Annotated in this window: 12 protein-coding genes and 2 tRNA genes; 2 read left to right on the plus strand and 12 right to left on the minus strand. The window is 65.5% G+C overall.

The genetic code is table 11. From position 1 onward, the window contains the following. Positions 1–33 precede the first annotated feature (33 nt). Genes C1H84_RS14830 through C1H84_RS14855 form a run of 7 tightly spaced genes read right to left on the minus strand, consistent with a single transcriptional unit; the run spans position 34 to position 5,748 of the window. Entirely contained in the window at positions 34–894 is an 861-nt protein-coding gene (locus C1H84_RS14830) for a prenyltransferase (protein ID WP_113607827.1), read from the minus strand. Next, entirely contained in the window at positions 891–1,238 is a 348-nt protein-coding gene (locus tag C1H84_RS14835; protein ID WP_113607828.1) for a lycopene cyclase domain-containing protein, read from the minus strand. The genes C1H84_RS14830 and C1H84_RS14835 overlap by 4 nt, the downstream gene beginning before the upstream one ends. Continuing rightward, positions 1,228–1,575, minus strand: coding sequence for a lycopene cyclase domain-containing protein (locus C1H84_RS14840; protein WP_113607829.1), 348 nt, complete (start codon positions 1,573–1,575; stop codon positions 1,228–1,230). Before C1H84_RS14840 ends, C1H84_RS14835 begins: the two co-directional genes overlap by 11 nt. Beyond that, the gene (gene crtI, locus C1H84_RS18320; RefSeq protein ID WP_181728161.1) at positions 1,572–3,170 is read right to left on the minus strand and encodes a phytoene desaturase family protein; all 1,599 of its coding nucleotides are present in this window, start codon (positions 3,168–3,170) and stop codon (positions 1,572–1,574) included. The genes C1H84_RS14840 and crtI overlap by 4 nt, the downstream gene beginning before the upstream one ends. Continuing rightward, on the minus strand, positions 3,160–4,137 hold the full coding sequence (locus C1H84_RS18325) for a phytoene/squalene synthase family protein (RefSeq protein WP_082344708.1): 978 nt from the start codon (positions 4,135–4,137) through the stop codon (positions 3,160–3,162). The genes crtI and C1H84_RS18325 overlap by 11 nt, the downstream gene beginning before the upstream one ends. 2 nt (positions 4,138–4,139) lie before the next feature. Then, positions 4,140–5,234 carry a polyprenyl synthetase family protein gene (locus tag C1H84_RS14850; protein ID WP_113607830.1) on the minus strand — a complete coding sequence of 365 codons (1,095 nt, stop codon included), beginning with the start codon at positions 5,232–5,234 and terminating at the stop codon, positions 4,140–4,142. A gap of 7 nt (positions 5,235–5,241) precedes the next feature. Next, entirely contained in the window at positions 5,242–5,748 is a 507-nt protein-coding gene (locus C1H84_RS14855) for a MarR family winged helix-turn-helix transcriptional regulator (protein WP_053797870.1), read from the minus strand. A gap of 111 nt (positions 5,749–5,859) precedes the next feature. Between C1H84_RS14855 and C1H84_RS14860 the strand changes: the two genes are divergently transcribed. Then, positions 5,860–6,672: a tryptophan-rich sensory protein gene (locus C1H84_RS14860; protein ID WP_113607831.1), complete on the plus strand. Its 813-nt coding sequence runs from the start codon at positions 5,860–5,862 to the stop codon at positions 6,670–6,672. Beyond that, entirely contained in the window at positions 6,669–8,147 is a 1,479-nt protein-coding gene (locus C1H84_RS14865) for an SDR family oxidoreductase (RefSeq protein WP_047118855.1), read from the plus strand. Before C1H84_RS14860 ends, C1H84_RS14865 begins: the two co-directional genes overlap by 4 nt. On the opposite strand, the gene C1H84_RS14870 is transcribed toward C1H84_RS14865, so the two are convergent. The 5 genes from C1H84_RS14870 to C1H84_RS14890 form a co-directional block, all read right to left on the minus strand. Beyond that, entirely contained in the window at positions 8,144–8,734 is a 591-nt protein-coding gene (locus tag C1H84_RS14870; protein WP_113607832.1) for a MarR family winged helix-turn-helix transcriptional regulator, read from the minus strand. The two genes, C1H84_RS14865 and C1H84_RS14870, sit on opposite strands and share 4 nt — an antisense overlap. A 156-nt stretch (positions 8,735–8,890) precedes the next feature. After that, positions 8,891–8,975 (minus strand) — tRNA-Leu (locus C1H84_RS14875). A gap of 90 nt (positions 8,976–9,065) precedes the next feature. Further along, complete coding sequence (gene bcp / locus C1H84_RS14880; protein WP_113607833.1) at positions 9,066–9,560, minus strand: thioredoxin-dependent thiol peroxidase; 495 nt, start codon at positions 9,558–9,560, stop codon at positions 9,066–9,068. Between the two features lie 64 nt (positions 9,561–9,624). After that, positions 9,625–9,697, minus strand: a tRNA-Lys gene (locus tag C1H84_RS14885). Between the two features lie 248 nt (positions 9,698–9,945). Continuing rightward, a complete protein-coding gene (locus C1H84_RS14890) occupies positions 9,946–14,058 on the minus strand; it encodes a LamG-like jellyroll fold domain-containing protein (protein WP_113607834.1) in 4,113 nt (1,370 codons plus the stop codon). Positions 14,059–14,066 lie beyond the last annotated feature (8 nt).

Raw genomic sequence — 14,066 nt, forward strand, 5'->3', positions numbered from 1 at the left:
CCAGGGCTGCCGTAAGCGGCGGTGCCGCGTAGCTCACCCAAAACTCAGCACCGCGATGATCAGCATGGTCAGCAGGAACCCGCAGACGTAGTTGATCCACAGGAACCGCTTCCAGGCCTTGTTGGCGCTCCCCGAGGTCTCATCCGTGACACCCAGGTGGGGCAGGACATTAAGCACATAGGGAATGGCCAGCAAGCCGGTCAGCGCGGGCAGCCCGTCCAGCGAGGCGAACAGCAGGATGCCCGCCGTCAGGTACGCGCCGAGCACCAGGTAGAGCGTGGTCCTTGCCGAGCTGACGGTGGCGATGGATCCCAGCCCGGCTTCGCGGTCCGGGATGATGTCCTGGATGGCCCCCAGCGCGTGGCTGGCGATGCCCCACAACAGGAAGGCGGTGAAGACGAGCCACTGCGCGGCGCCCAGGGCGGTGCCGGCCAGCACCCAGCCGTACACCGCCGGGGAGACGAAGTGCACCGCGCTGGTCACCGAGTCCAGGCCCGGGCGTTCCTTGAAACGCAGCTTCGGCGCGCTGTAGGCGAGCACCGCGGCCAACGACACCAGCAGCACCAGGTTCGAAGCAGCCGTCCCGGCGAGCGCCAGCACCAGCACGAAGGGCGCGGTGGCCAGCAGGCACCAGCGCAGCACCGCCGTGTGCGATTCCTTCGCGAGCAGCGCGCCCTCGACACCGCCCTTGCGCGGGTTGCGCAGGTCCGATTCGTAGTCGAACACGTCGTTGACCCCGTACATCAGCAGGTTGTAGGGAATCAGGAAGAACAGCGTGCCGACCACGAATTTCCAGTCGATTCCGCCGCCGGCCAGCAGGTAGGCGGCCGCGAAGGGGTAGGCGGTGTTCACCCAGGAGATCGGGCGGGAGGTGAGCAGCAGTTCCTTGATCATCGTGCGCTCCTCGCAGTGGGTTCCGGTCTCGTGTCCTGGTCGCGCGGGGCGGCTGAGAGAAGCCACCAGAGCCCGGAGACGAACAGCACCGCGCACGCCGGGTAGAAGAAATCCTCGATCGGCGCCAGGCCGATGCGCACGCCGGTCAGCGTGTGCTGGCCGTAGTCGAAGAGCCCGGCGTAGATCATGAGGTTGTCGAAGATGGCGGTCAGCACCACCATGATGGCCAGCGCCGCTCCCAGCTGGCCCGCGACCCGGCGCAACGGGATCCGGCGGACCAGCAGGGCGGCGGCCAGTGTTAGCGCTGCGGCGGCGGTGAACCAGAGGCTGAGTTCAAGAAACATTCTCCGCTCCCTTCCGCTGCAGTGTGCGGCGCAGCCAGGTGGTGGCCACCGGCCAGCCGGTGACCACGATCATCGATGAATAGCACAGGAACAGCAGGAAAAAGACTTCTTCCAGCGGGAACTGGTCCCCCACCATCAGCCCGGTCATCAGCTCGGACTCGCGGTGCAGGAAGATGCCCCGCTCGATGGCCAGCACGTCCCACAGGACGAAGAAGCCGGTGCCTGCGGCCAGGGCGATCACCGCGCGCAATGGGTGGCGGAAGATGAACAGTTTGCCCTTCGCGTCGCACAGCAGCATGCAACCCAGCAGGGCGATCAGAATGAGCAGGTAGATCATGGGGCCGTCCTGTCCCGGGTCGCGAAGCCTGCCGGGTCCAGCGCGCCCGGGGCGCTGATCCCCTCGACGGCCTTGGCCGCCAGCTCGCCGCTGATCAGGCACATGGGCACCCCGACGCCGGGGCGGACGGTGCTGCCCGCATAGTAGAGCCCGTCGACGGTGGAGCTGCGGTTGGACGGGCGGAACATGGCGCTTTGGCGCAGGGTGTGCGCCAAGCCCAGGGCTCCGCCCCGGTAGGCGCCGTACTGCTGTGCGAAATCCTCGGGGCCGATGCTCTGGCGCACGATGATCCGCTCGCGCAGGTCCGGGATCTTCGCCCAGCGCGACAGCTGGTCGATGGCTGCGTCCGCGACCTGCTCCACGGCCGGGTCCCCCTGCCCGTCGGGTCCGCCGGTTCCCCAGGCGGCCGCGGCCGGGGCAGGAACCAGAATGAACACGTTTTCGCATCCGGCCGGCGCGACGCCGGGGTCGGTGGCGCTGGGTTTGCACACGTAGATGCTGGTTTCCCCGCGCAGCGGTTGGCCTTCGCGGATGCGGGCGAAGTTGTCGTCCCAGTCCTTGGTGAACAGCAGGTTGTGGTGTTCCAGCTGCGGCAGCGTGCCGGTGATTCCCAAGCAGAGAAGCACCGCGCTGGGGCCCGGGTCCAGGGATTCGAAGCGCTTGGCCGTGTGGGTGTGCAGCTGCTGCGGCAGCAGCGTGGAATCCAGGTGGCGGGCGTCGGCGGCCCCGATCACCACGTCGGCCGTCGTGTGCTGTTCCCGGCCTTCGGCGTCGATCCAGCGCACCGCGCGCACCGCAGGCTTGTGTCCATCACGATTCTGGCCGGTGTCGATCCCGGTGGCCGTGGCGCCGAGCTCGATGCGTGCCCCGTGGCTGCGGGCCAGGCCGGCCATCGCGTCGGCCACGGCGGCGAACCCGCCCAGCGGGTACTGCACCCCCTGGCTCAGGTCCAGGTGGCTCATCAGCTGGTAGAGCGCCGGGGTGCGCCGCGGGCTGGATCCCAGGAACACCGCCGGGTAGCCCAGGATCTGGCGGGCGGGTGTGCTGCCGAAGCGCCGGGCGATGTGCCCGTGCAGGCTGCCGGCCAGCAGCGGAAGCAGCTGCGGCAGGTGCTTGAGGATGCCCGGGCGCAGCAGGCCCCGCGGGTGGTGGAAGTCGTCGTAGAGGAAGTGCTCCAAGGCCAGCTGGTAGCCGGTCGCGGCGCGCGCCAGGTAGGTGTCCAGTTTCGCGCCGCTGCCGGGTTCCAGCTGCTCGAACAGCTCGCGCGCCGCCTGGCCGGTGCCCACGTCCACCGGTTCGGCGTCGTGCTCGAAGAAGGTGCGGTAGCCCACCGGCAGCCGGCGCAGCTGCAATTGCTCCTGCACGCTGCTTCCCATCAGGGCGAACCAGTGCTCGAAAACCTCGGGCATCAGGTACCAGGACGGTCCGGTGTCGAAGCGGAAGCCCTCGCGTTCCAGGCGCCCGGAGCGCCCGCCCACGTGCTCGTGCTGTTCGAGCACGGTGACCTGGTGGCCGCGCGCGGCGAGCAGGCCGGCGCTGGCCAGGCCGGAGAATCCGGCGCCGATGACCACGACGTGCTTGGGTTCAGGCTGCATGCGGTCCCCCGCTCAGCGGAAGCTGCGCCACGTGCGGGGCTTGCCCGGCGGGCCCGGGATTGGGGCCGGGGTCGGGGGCGCGCCAGCGGTGCCCCGTGGCGAGCACGCGGGCGGCGATCAGCGCCTTGCGTGGTGCGGAGACCGAGATGCGCGCGGTGAGCAGCTGCTCTGCCGGGGCCTTGTCCAGCTGGCGGTTCAGCCGGGCGAACAGGTCGTGGGCCATGCGCACCGCGCGGGCCGCGGCCGGCGCCAGGTAGGGCAGCCCGGCGCGGGCATGGGCCAGGTCCGTCTCGATGTCCGCCACCAGCTCCCGCTTGCGCGCTTCGGTGAAGTGCTCGGGATCGATGCCCGGGAAGTACACGCGCTCCAGCTGCCGGCTGTCGGTGGCCAGGTCGCGCAGGAAGTTCACCTTCTGGAAGGCGGCGCCCAGGCTGCGCGCGGCACGCTCGGCCAGCTGCGCCTGCGCGGGCGTCTCAGCCGGGGCCGAGGGCATGGCCCGGAACACCTGCAGGCACATCAGCCCGACCACCTCGGCGGAGCCGTAGATGTATTCGCGCAGGCTCTGCTCGCTGTGCCGGTGCACACTCAGATCCGCGCGCATCGAGGCGAAAAACGGGTCGGTGAGCCTTTCGGTGATGCCGGTCTCGCGGGCGGTGAGCGCGAAGGCGTGCACCACCAGATTCGTGCTGTAGCCGCGCTGCAGGGCCAGGGCCGTCTGCGCCTGCAGCTCGTCCAGGCAGTCGCCCACCGCCTGCGGGTTCAGGCCGGCCTGGCTGGCGACGCCGTCCACCACCTCGTCGGCGAGGCGGACCAGGGCGTAGATGTTCGCGATATGCGCGGCGCTGGCGGCATCCAGCATCCGGCAGGCCAGCGAGAAGGAGGTGGAGTACTCCCCCAGCACCAGCCGGGCGCTGCGGGCCGCGGTGCGGGAGTAGGTCTGCAGGGCGGTGGGTCGGGCCGCGGCCATGCTCACCAGCTCCTTTCCAAGATCAGCCGGGTGCAGTGGTGCAGCCGGTATTGGGCGTCTTCGGGCAGGCGCAAAAAGGCCGCCGAACGGGTGGCTGAAGTGCACAGCTGGCGGGCCAGCTGGCGGGCGAAGGCCTCCGCGTCCTGCTCGGCCAGCGCCTGGCGCACCTCTTGCGCTGCGACGTTGCCGGCGCGGAATTCCTGCAGCAGCACCGCGAAACCGGGATTCTCCGCAGCCAGCGAAAGCAGGATCGTGCTCTTGAATTCGCGCAGGTCCGAATCGACGGGCTTGCCGGTATCCTGCGGATCGCCGAAGGTGCCCAGCACGTCGTCGATCACCTGGTAGGCGACCCCCAGCTTGGAACCGATGGCTCCGAGCAGCTGCGCCTGCAGCGCATCGGCCCCGGCCAGCAGCGCTCCAGCCTGCAGCGGCAGCTGGAAGGAGTAGGCGGCGGTTTTCAGCTCCTCCATGTGCAGCACATCGGCCGTGGTGGCCGGGTGCGGATGCAGCGAGTAGAGCAAGTCTTCCAGCTCCCCCGCGCCGGCCTGCTCGATGGCCTGGAAGAAGCAGGCTTCGACCTGCTCCTCGTTGTCCAGCCCCGCAGCGGCCCGGGCCGCGACCTTGATGGCTTCGGTCAGCAGAAGGTCTCCGGCGATCAGCGCGGCGCTGTTGCCCACGTGCTCGGCATCGGTGCGGCTGCGCCCGTAGCCGGACGCCTCGTCGCGGTAGACCGCGGAGATGGTCGGCGCCCCGCGGCGCAGGAAGTCGCGGTCGATGATGTCGTCGTGGATGATCAGCGCGTTGTGCAGCAGCTCGAACGCGCAGGCCAGGTCCAGCGCCCGGCGGCGGTTGCGCCCGCCGAAAGCCTCGTAGCCGAGCATCACCAGGCCGGGTCTGGCCAGCTTGCCGGTAGCCAGCCGCTCGCCCAGCTGGTCCCAGAGCTGCGCCCCGTGCCGCGAGTAGTTAGCGGTCCGCTGGCGAGCCGATGCGGTGAGGTGTCCTAGATGGCCGGAGATTTCCGCCAGCGTCGCGTCATCGGCGAAGGCGACGCTGCGCTGCACCGGCTGGGTGTCCGTGCGGTCTGCATGTGTGGTCATGGTGTCCCTACTTCGCTGGTTCATCGGTCTGCGTCGGTGCCGGCCCGGCGGCCGGCAGGGAGGATGCGGCAAGCTCTTCGCTGGCCTGCCTCAGCAAGTCGGCAACCCGGACGCGGCCGGGCTCGTCGAGCTGTTCACAGAGTCTATGCAGATTGCGCAGCAACGCCAACCCCGGACCTGTACAGTGCGGATAGTTGGCCCCGGGCCCGATCACGGTTCGGCGGCGGTCTGCGCCATGCGCATGCCGGGAGACGAACCCGCGCGATTCAAGCCGGTCAAGCACGGTGGTTGAGCCGGCCGAGGAAAGGCCCAGGTAGCGCCCCAGGGTCCCGGGGCTCACCGGATCCACCGTCCGCAGCAGGTTCAGTGCCCGCAGGTCGGAATCGTTGAGCTCAAGCTGGGAACGGTAACGATTTTGAGCCAGGTCGTAGGACAGGCACAGTTGCTGGACCAGCCGGAAGAGGTCCCCGGTGGAGACCTGAGGGTCGGGCGGAACTTGTGAATTCTCTGGCATGGTATCTCACTTGGTTGATATTTAGCCTGTCTAGATACATCATGGTTTAAGTATTCGGATTTGTCGACTCTTCCCGGAAAGTTTCTCAGCTGACACCCAAGGAGATGGATCATGCAGCAGTCGATAGCAGTCCCCCGCCGGCCAGTCCTGGCGGCCCAAATAGGCACCGCGCTCGCCATTGCGCTGGCCATCTACGGATCATTCCTGGGCAGCGGCGCCGCCGGCGGCACCCCCATCCAGAACGCCGCTGGCGGATACCTCAGCGCGGATGCCACCCTGCTGGCGCCGGCCGGCCCCGCCTTCTCCATCTGGTCCCTGGTCTATGCAGGCCTTGCCGTCTTCGCGGTATACCAATTCACGCCCGCCGGCACCCGATCCGAAACCCTGCACCGGCTGCGCGGCCCGGCCTCGCTGTCGGCCCTGCTGAACGCGGCTTGGATCCTGACCGCCCAGGCCGGATGGCTCGCCGTGAGCGTCGCAGTCATCTTCATCCTGCTGGCGTCGCTGGTCTGGGTCGCCATGCTCCTGCGCACCTACGGCAGCGCGACGCGGACCGAGCACTGGATCATGTGGATCACCTTCGGCGTGTACCTGGGCTGGGTCTGCGTGGCCAGCCTGGCGAACACCGCCGCGTGGCTTTCTTCGCTGGGAGTCGGCGCCAACGCCTCCTGGCCCGTTGCGGCCGCAATCATCCTGCTGATCGTGGCCGCCGCCATCGCAGTGGCGCTGACCGGCTACACCCGGGGCCAGCTGGCTCCCGCGGCGGCGATCGCCTGGGGCTTGGCATGGATCGGGGCCAGCCGGTTGTCGGGAACCAATGAATCCACGCTCGTCGGCATCTCGGCACTGGCCATCGCCGGCCTGGCGCTGCTGGCGGCGCTCGCCGTCGCGGTGCGCGCCCGCAAGGAACGGAGCCTGCCGTGAAGCTGATAGCCGTCACCGGAGCCACCGGCTACATCGGCGGACGGCTGGTTCCGCTGCTGCTGCGCCGAGGACACCGCGTCCGGGTGCTGGCCCGCGACGCCCAGCGGCTGCGCGATGTGCCGTGGCGGGACCAGGTCGAGGTGGTCGAGGGCAGCCTGCAGGATGCCAACGCGGTGGCCGAATTCTGCCGCGGGGCCCACACCGTCTACTACCTGGTGCATTCAATGTCCGGCACCAAAAACTTCATGTCCGACGAGGAACGCTGCGCGCAAACCATGGCCGATTGCGCCAGGAAAGAATCCGTGGCCCAGCTGATCTACCTCTCCGGATTGCACCCGGAGGGCGAACTGAGCGAGCATCTCGCATCCCGGGTGCGGGTGGGCGAGGTGCTCCAGGACAGGAACCCGGATCCGGACGGGCTTCATACCTTGATCCTGCAGGCGGGGCTGGTGATCGGGTCAGGCTCGGCAAGCTTCGAGATGATCCGACACCTGAGCGACGTGCTCCCGGTGATGCCGGCCCCGCGCTGGGTGAAAAACCGGGTGCAGCCGATCGCGGTGCGCGACACCCTGCACTATCTGGCTGCCTGCGCCGAGCTGGACACTCCGGTGAACGACACCTTCGACATCGGCGGGCCGCGCGCCTACAGCTACGCGGACCTCATGCGCATCTACGCCAAGGTGGCGGGGCTGCGCGAGCCGAGGATCTGGGCCTTGCCGGTGCTCACCCCGCAGCTGGCGTCGCACTGGGTCAACCTGGTCACTCCCCTGCCGCACACCCTGGCCACCGCACTGGTCGGCTCGCTGCAGCACGACTGCGTCATGGGTTCGCACCGCATCGATCAGCTGATCCCCCCACCCGAGGGCGGACTGACCGACTACCCGGACGCGGTGCGCCTGGCCCTGGAGAAGATCGCCTCCGATTCGGTGGAGACCAGCTGGGCCACCGCGCATCCGGTCTCGGCGCCGGCCGAGCCGCTGCCCTCGGATCCGCAGTGGGCCGGACGCAAGATCTACATCGACCAGCGGACCATGGAAACACAGGCTGATCCCGCAGACCTCTACCAGGTCATCGGACGCATCGGCGGGGAATCAGGCTATTTCGTGTTCCCGAGCCTGTGGCGGATCCGCGGGCTGATGGACAAGCTCAGCGGCGGGGTGGGCCTATTGCGCGGGCGCCGCTCGCGCAGCACCCTGGCCTTGGGAGATGTCGTCGACTGGTGGCGCGTCGAAGCGCTGGAACGCAACCAACTGCTGCGGCTGCGCGCGGAAATGCGGGTTCCAGGCCAGGCCTGGCTTGAATTCCGCCTGGAGCAGCGGCCCGGCGAGCGGGTCCAGGTCACCCAGCGGGCGATCTTCGTGCCCCGCGGGCTGGCCGGGCGGGCCTACTGGTGGTCGGTGAGCCCGTTCCACGCATTCATCTTCTCCGGCATGCTCAAGAGCATCGTGCAGCAGGCCGAGGGAACGAGCCCCTAGGATTGACCGGCTTCAGGTTCCTTGCCCTGATCATCGAGAGCGGTTTGCGCGCCGTTCATGCTGTCCTCCATGGCATCCGAGGTCCGGGCGAGGAACCTGATAATCACCTCGCGCTCGGCGTCGGTGAACTCCCGAGCCACCTCGAACCGCTGCGCATGGTGGCGCCCCACCTGCTGGCGGGCCATCAGGTGCGTCGGCCCGGTGACTTCGATGCACCAAGAGCGGCGGTCGGTGGGATGCGGGCGGCGTGCGACATGCTCGCCCTCGATCAGCCGGTCGATCATCTTGGTGACCGATGCGCTGGAAATACCCAGATAGCGGGCGAGCTGGCCGGGGGTGACTGCGGTGCCGGCGTGCTTGGCGGAAATCAGCATGCGCAGGGCGCGCATGTCGGTCTCATTGAGCTTCATGAAGCTCTGGGAATTGCGCATGATTTGGCGTTCAAGCTGGCGCATGCGTCCCATCTCGGCCATGATGCGGTCGATCTGCTCCAAGGCTTCCGGGCTCACTCCCTCGCGCTTGATCAGGTTCTGGTCCGGGTCGGATTCCGCCAGACCATACATCGTGGGCAGCTTTCGCTCGTTCACCGTTCCCCCTATCCAATTCATTTCCCGCGCAGTCTCCTATTCGGCCGCGGCCTACCGGCGTTTCTTCGATGGTAAGCCCTGAGGCTTCCGGGCATGCTGAAGACTGCGGTGAAATGCGGAAACCCTGCGACCGAAATCGGTTCGCAGGGTTTTCATTGGTGCGAGTAGAGAGACTTGAACTCTCACGTCCGAAGACACTGGAACCTAAATCCAGCGCGTCTACCAATTCCGCCATACTCGCTCGCGCTACACCGGAAAACGGATTTCCGAATGACGACCTCATTTAGTGTAGCGGAAGTGCCAGTCGATAAGAAATCGACTGCACCGGCTATTACTTGGGGTCAATTCCCAAGTCACGGCGGAGCTTTGCGACATGCCCGGTGGCTCGCACGTTGTACTGCGCGAGCTGGACCTTGCCGTCTTCGTCCACCACGATGGTCGAGCGGATCAAACCTTCGTAGACGCGGCCGTAGTTCTTCTTCTCGCCCCAGGCTCCATAGGCCTCGGCGACAGCGTGGTCCTCGTCAGACAGCAGTGGGAAGTTCAGTTCTTCCTTGGCCACGAACTTTTCAAGCTTGGCGACGCCGTCCGGGGAGATTCCCAGCACCTGGTAGCCGAGGCCGGTGAGTGACTCGATGGAATCACGGAAGTCGCACGCCTGCTTGGTGCAGCCCGGGGTGGAGGCGGCCGGGTAGAAGTACACGATGGCCTTCTTGCCTCGGTAGTCGGACAGCGAGACAGCGTTGCCGTTCGAGTCATTCAGGGTGAAGTTCGGGGCCAGATCTCCGACGGAGAGTCGTTCGGTTGGTGCTGCGGCGGTGCTCATCGGTTAAACCTCGTTTCGTAGCTATACAAAAAATCCGGCCTGATGAATCAGGCCGGATCTGCTGTGCGCCCTCCGGGACTCGAACCCGGAACCTAATGATTAAGAGTCATTTGCTCTACCAATTGAGCTAAAGGCGCTAACTTCACTCTGACTAGTTATTTTCGAACCGGTCTTTGCGACGTAGATAATCATACGCAGAAGTCGCAGAAAATCAAAAATCGTACAGCAAGGCCCATCGGTCGACATGAAACCGCTAGTCAGATCATCATTCCCGCTTCAGCCACCAGCGCTCGGCAACGGTAAGCGACCAAATATCATCCCGTGTCTTGGAGCACATTCGGCCGCTGGGAGGCCCCGACCTCCCAGCGGCCGAATGCCCGGAACACTACCGGCGGCCGGTCGGGCGGCGTAGTCGCAGCGCAGCAGCTCCAGCGGCGGTCAGAACCAGAGCACCTAGCACGGTCCACACCACGGAGGCTCCTGTCGCGGCCAGAGAGTCGCGCTCATCTGCCCCGCCCTCGGGTTCCTGTCCGGAGTCCTGCTCTCCGTTCTGAGTTCCTTCCACGGCGTTTCCCGAAGGATCGGCGGATGGATCCGCCGACGGTTCTTGGGACGGCCGTTGCTCTTCATCCGGCGCCGGGTCTCCGGACTCCGGAACGGCGGGATGGGTCGGCGACGGCTGCTCCAGGTCCGGTACGTCGGCGCCATCCTCGTCCATGCCGCTGCCCTGGCCGTCGTCAGAATTCTCCGGTTGCTCCGGAGCCGGCGAGCCTTCCACGACCACCGCACGCGAAGCAATGGCCTGGTTGCCGTTGGCATCTTGGACTGTGTAGGTCAGCGCATAGCTGCCCGGCGCGCCCGTATCCACAGATCCGACTATTTCGATATTCTCCGTGACATCGCCATCCGTGTTGTCCACGGCGCTCACGGAGTCCATCGGGTCGAACGCATCTCCCACTGCGAGCGTGGTTCCTTCCGGGATGGTCAGCTCCGGAGCGACGGTGTCGGTACCTGCCGCAGAGGCTGTGAACACACCCGTCTGGCGCACCTGCCCCGGAGCCAGATCCTGTTGAGTCTGCGCATCGACGCTGGTGACGTACCAGGAGTAAACCTCTCCCTCGGTGAGCCCCGCCCAGACGACCGACGCCGGCCAGCCGGAACGCGCCGTCGCTTCACCGATCACCTCGCCCGTGGGCGCCAAGGACATGACGGCATCGGTGCTGAAGCTGGTCTGGCGCGTTTGCAACTGGATCGGCAGGCGAAGCTCGTCCTCGGTGCCGTCGTAGCGGTTTTCATCGTCGTATTCGGTGGCACCGAAATCGCCGAGCATCGGCGAGTAGGTGTCGATTGCCAGCTCGGAGCGCTCGACGTCGAACTGGAGCATACGCAGGTAGCTGGAGCCGAAACGCAGCATGTCCTGCGGGTTGCGCCCGTCGATGCCCGCGAGGCCGAGCTGTTCGGCGCCGACTTCGTAGAACTGGTAATCGGCGAGCAACTCGACGACGTTGTTCTGAGCCTGCCCCACGTCCTTGCGAACCTGGATGCTCACGCCATGCTCGTGGCCGGAAAGCACCAGGAAGATGTTCTTGTTCTTCTCCAGGATTCCTTCGGAGATGCGCTTGCCGTCGTGCGAGTAAGCGGCGCCTCGCCCGTCGGCGTTGATGCTCGGTTTGTTGTAGGCGTGGGTCATGAGCATCGCATTGCGGTCCGGGTACTGCGCAAGCACGTCGTTGGCCCAGGCGATTTCCGCCTCGGTCACATCAAAGCCCAGGTACAGGGCGATGAAGTCCAACCCTCCGGCACTGAACAGGTCGTAGTGGTTGTCGTTATCACCAGGTGCCCAGGACTGGTAGCTGGCCTGCGCCTGCTTCCACCCTTGGCTGTTTTCCAAGGACTCGTAGCGTTCCGGACCGAAGTACTGGTTGTACAAGTTGTCCGGGCCGACATCCTTGCCCGATCGATTGTCATGGTTGCCCGGCAGTACGCCGTTGGGTATGCCGGTCTCGTCCAGTATCCGCTGCGTTTCGGAGGTGAACTCGAATTCGCGTTCGGCGATCCGGCGCTGCGTTTCTTCGTCGGCGTAGACGTCCTTATGCCAGTTCTCCACGATGTCGCCGGTATGGGCGACGTATTCGATCTTCCGCTGTTCGGCATTTTCGGCGATCCAGCGCGGAATCGCGTTGTAGGCTTCGGCCCAGACCTTCTGCTGTTCCGCCGAGTACTCCTGCTCTACTGCGCCTTCGGCCAGGTACTGGGTGTCGGTGAAATGCACCATGGAGAAGTCGTAGCCGTCGGGGTCTTCGAATTCTCCGCGCACCGGCTCATCGAGGTCGTCGGCAAACGGATCGTGGGCCGTGACCAGCAGTTGCGCCTTGCCGTCCGCTACGTGCTCGGCGGAGATCCCTCCGTCCAAGGTCAACAGGCCATCGCTGACACCGCGGCCGCTGGCCACCAGGTCCCAGGCCGAGTTCTGCTGGTTCCAGACGCGCAATTGCGCTTCGCGCTGCGGGTCAAGCTGCCCGCTCCAGCGCACGCTCTGCTCCGCCGCCTTCGCATCGGCTGCCACAGCGAAACGCTGGTATGGAATCGAGCCTTCGCTGGTCGCTTCGCTGGAGAAGAGTGATTCATCTCCGGGAAGAAGCGCTTCCTCGATGCTTTGCGTCCGAGACTTGTCCCCGGCAGCGAAGTCCAGCGTCTCCGGCAGCTGCGAGATGACCCCGGAGGTGCCGCCCTTGGCGATGCTCGTTTCGCCGGCGTAGAAAGTGGAATGCACATCGCCGCCGTCGGGATTGGTGGCGTTGGCCGACAAGGTCACAGTGCCCTTGCCTTGACCGGTCTGAGTGCCGTTGCCTTCGGGGATGCTTCCGGAGGTGAATTCGATCTGCTGCGAGATGCCACGGCCGAACACATCGGTTCCTGAAGCCTCAATGAGGTGTTTGCCTTCAGTCATTCCGGCAATCGGATCGCCGGGTTCAATCGGCTCTCCATCCAGCGTGTATTCCACGTTCGCGCCAACCAGATCCTGGATGTTCCATTCAACCTGGAATTCCGAGGCCTTGGTGATGTTGGAGCCGGCAGCCGGAGTGCTGGACTCGATCCCTGCAGCCAGACCCTTTGAGTGGCCGAGCGCTTGCGCATTCAGCGAAGCGATATGCGGCGGCGCCAACGGCTGGCTATAGATGCGGGCTGCAGCAATCTTCGACTTGCCGTGGAACTGCACGTTGCCATTGGATGAATCGGCGCCCAGCACGAAGTTGTGCGCTTCGGGTTTCGGCGGCCAGGTGACGGTGGAACCGCTGGCTTCCTGGGCCGCGACGAGCTTTCCGTTGAGGTAAAGCTTGATCTGCTTGCCGTCGAAGACTCCGACTGCGTGGTACCAGCGACCGCTCTCAATCGCTGCGGTCGCCGAGCGATAGGCGCCGGTATGCAGCATGAAGGACAGCTTGTCGCCGACCAGACTCAGCGAGAATCCCCCTGCTTCCTTGTTGGAGCAGAGGTTCTTTTCACCGGTAGCCGTGGTGTCGCCGTCGTAGCGGAAGACGCATTCCAGGGTCATCCCCTGGGAAAGCGACTCGTATTGGTCTCCCAGGGGGTAGGCCAGTGCGTCATTTTGCCCGTCGAAGCTGGCCACGTGCTTGCCCATCGCGCCGTCCTTCGCAATGACCGGCTCGTCATAGATGTCCGCCTTCACACCGCGGGAACTATCGATGCTTGAACCGTCCGCGAAATCGATATTCAATACGTCTGCCTCAGGCGCTTCGGGCATGGTGTGGAATTCATCGCTTAGTGACAGAGCTTGGGCGGCTGGCAACGCCTCGCTGTAAAGTCGCGCCTGCCCCAGCACGACATCGGCGAAAGCCTCGCTCTTTCCGACGGCGCTATCCGCACCAATCACCATATTCTGCGCCCGCGGATCGACAGGAGTCATGGTGCCGGCTGCGGGGGTTTCAGCCACCATCTGGCCATCCACATAGAGCTTGATGGACTTGCCGTCGAAGGAGCCCACCACGTGATACCACTGGTCAGTGCGTAGCGAGGTGGAAACACGCTTATAGGAGCCATCCACATGCAGCATGAAGTCGAGTTTGCTGTTCTTGGCAGTCAGGGCGAAGCCGCCACCCTGCTTGTTGCCGCAAAAGGTCACTTCCTTGGAAGGCAGTTCTCCATCGAATTTCACGGAGCACTCAACGGAGAACGAATCAGCAAGCTTGTCGTAATCCGCCTCGGCCAACTCGTAGGAGTAGGCATCATCAGCACCGTCGAAATCGGCGCTAATTCTGCCGTTCTGCTCGTCGACCTGTAGCGACGGTTCACCAAAAGTACGCAGAATTCTTCCCTGGGCCTGATCCTCAGCGGACTTCGTAGAGAAGTCGACATTCAATAGGTCAGCTGTCACCGTGCTCGGTGCCGCCCATGCAGCGGGAGCCAGCCCCACACCTATAGTCAGCACCGAAGCGCCTACGAGCAACGAAGCGAGAGTCGTAGATTGAGTTTTCATGGTCTCTT

The organism is Glutamicibacter soli (assembly GCF_003309065.1).
In the GTDB taxonomy this organism is placed as follows: domain Bacteria; phylum Actinomycetota; class Actinomycetes; order Actinomycetales; family Micrococcaceae; genus Glutamicibacter; species Glutamicibacter soli.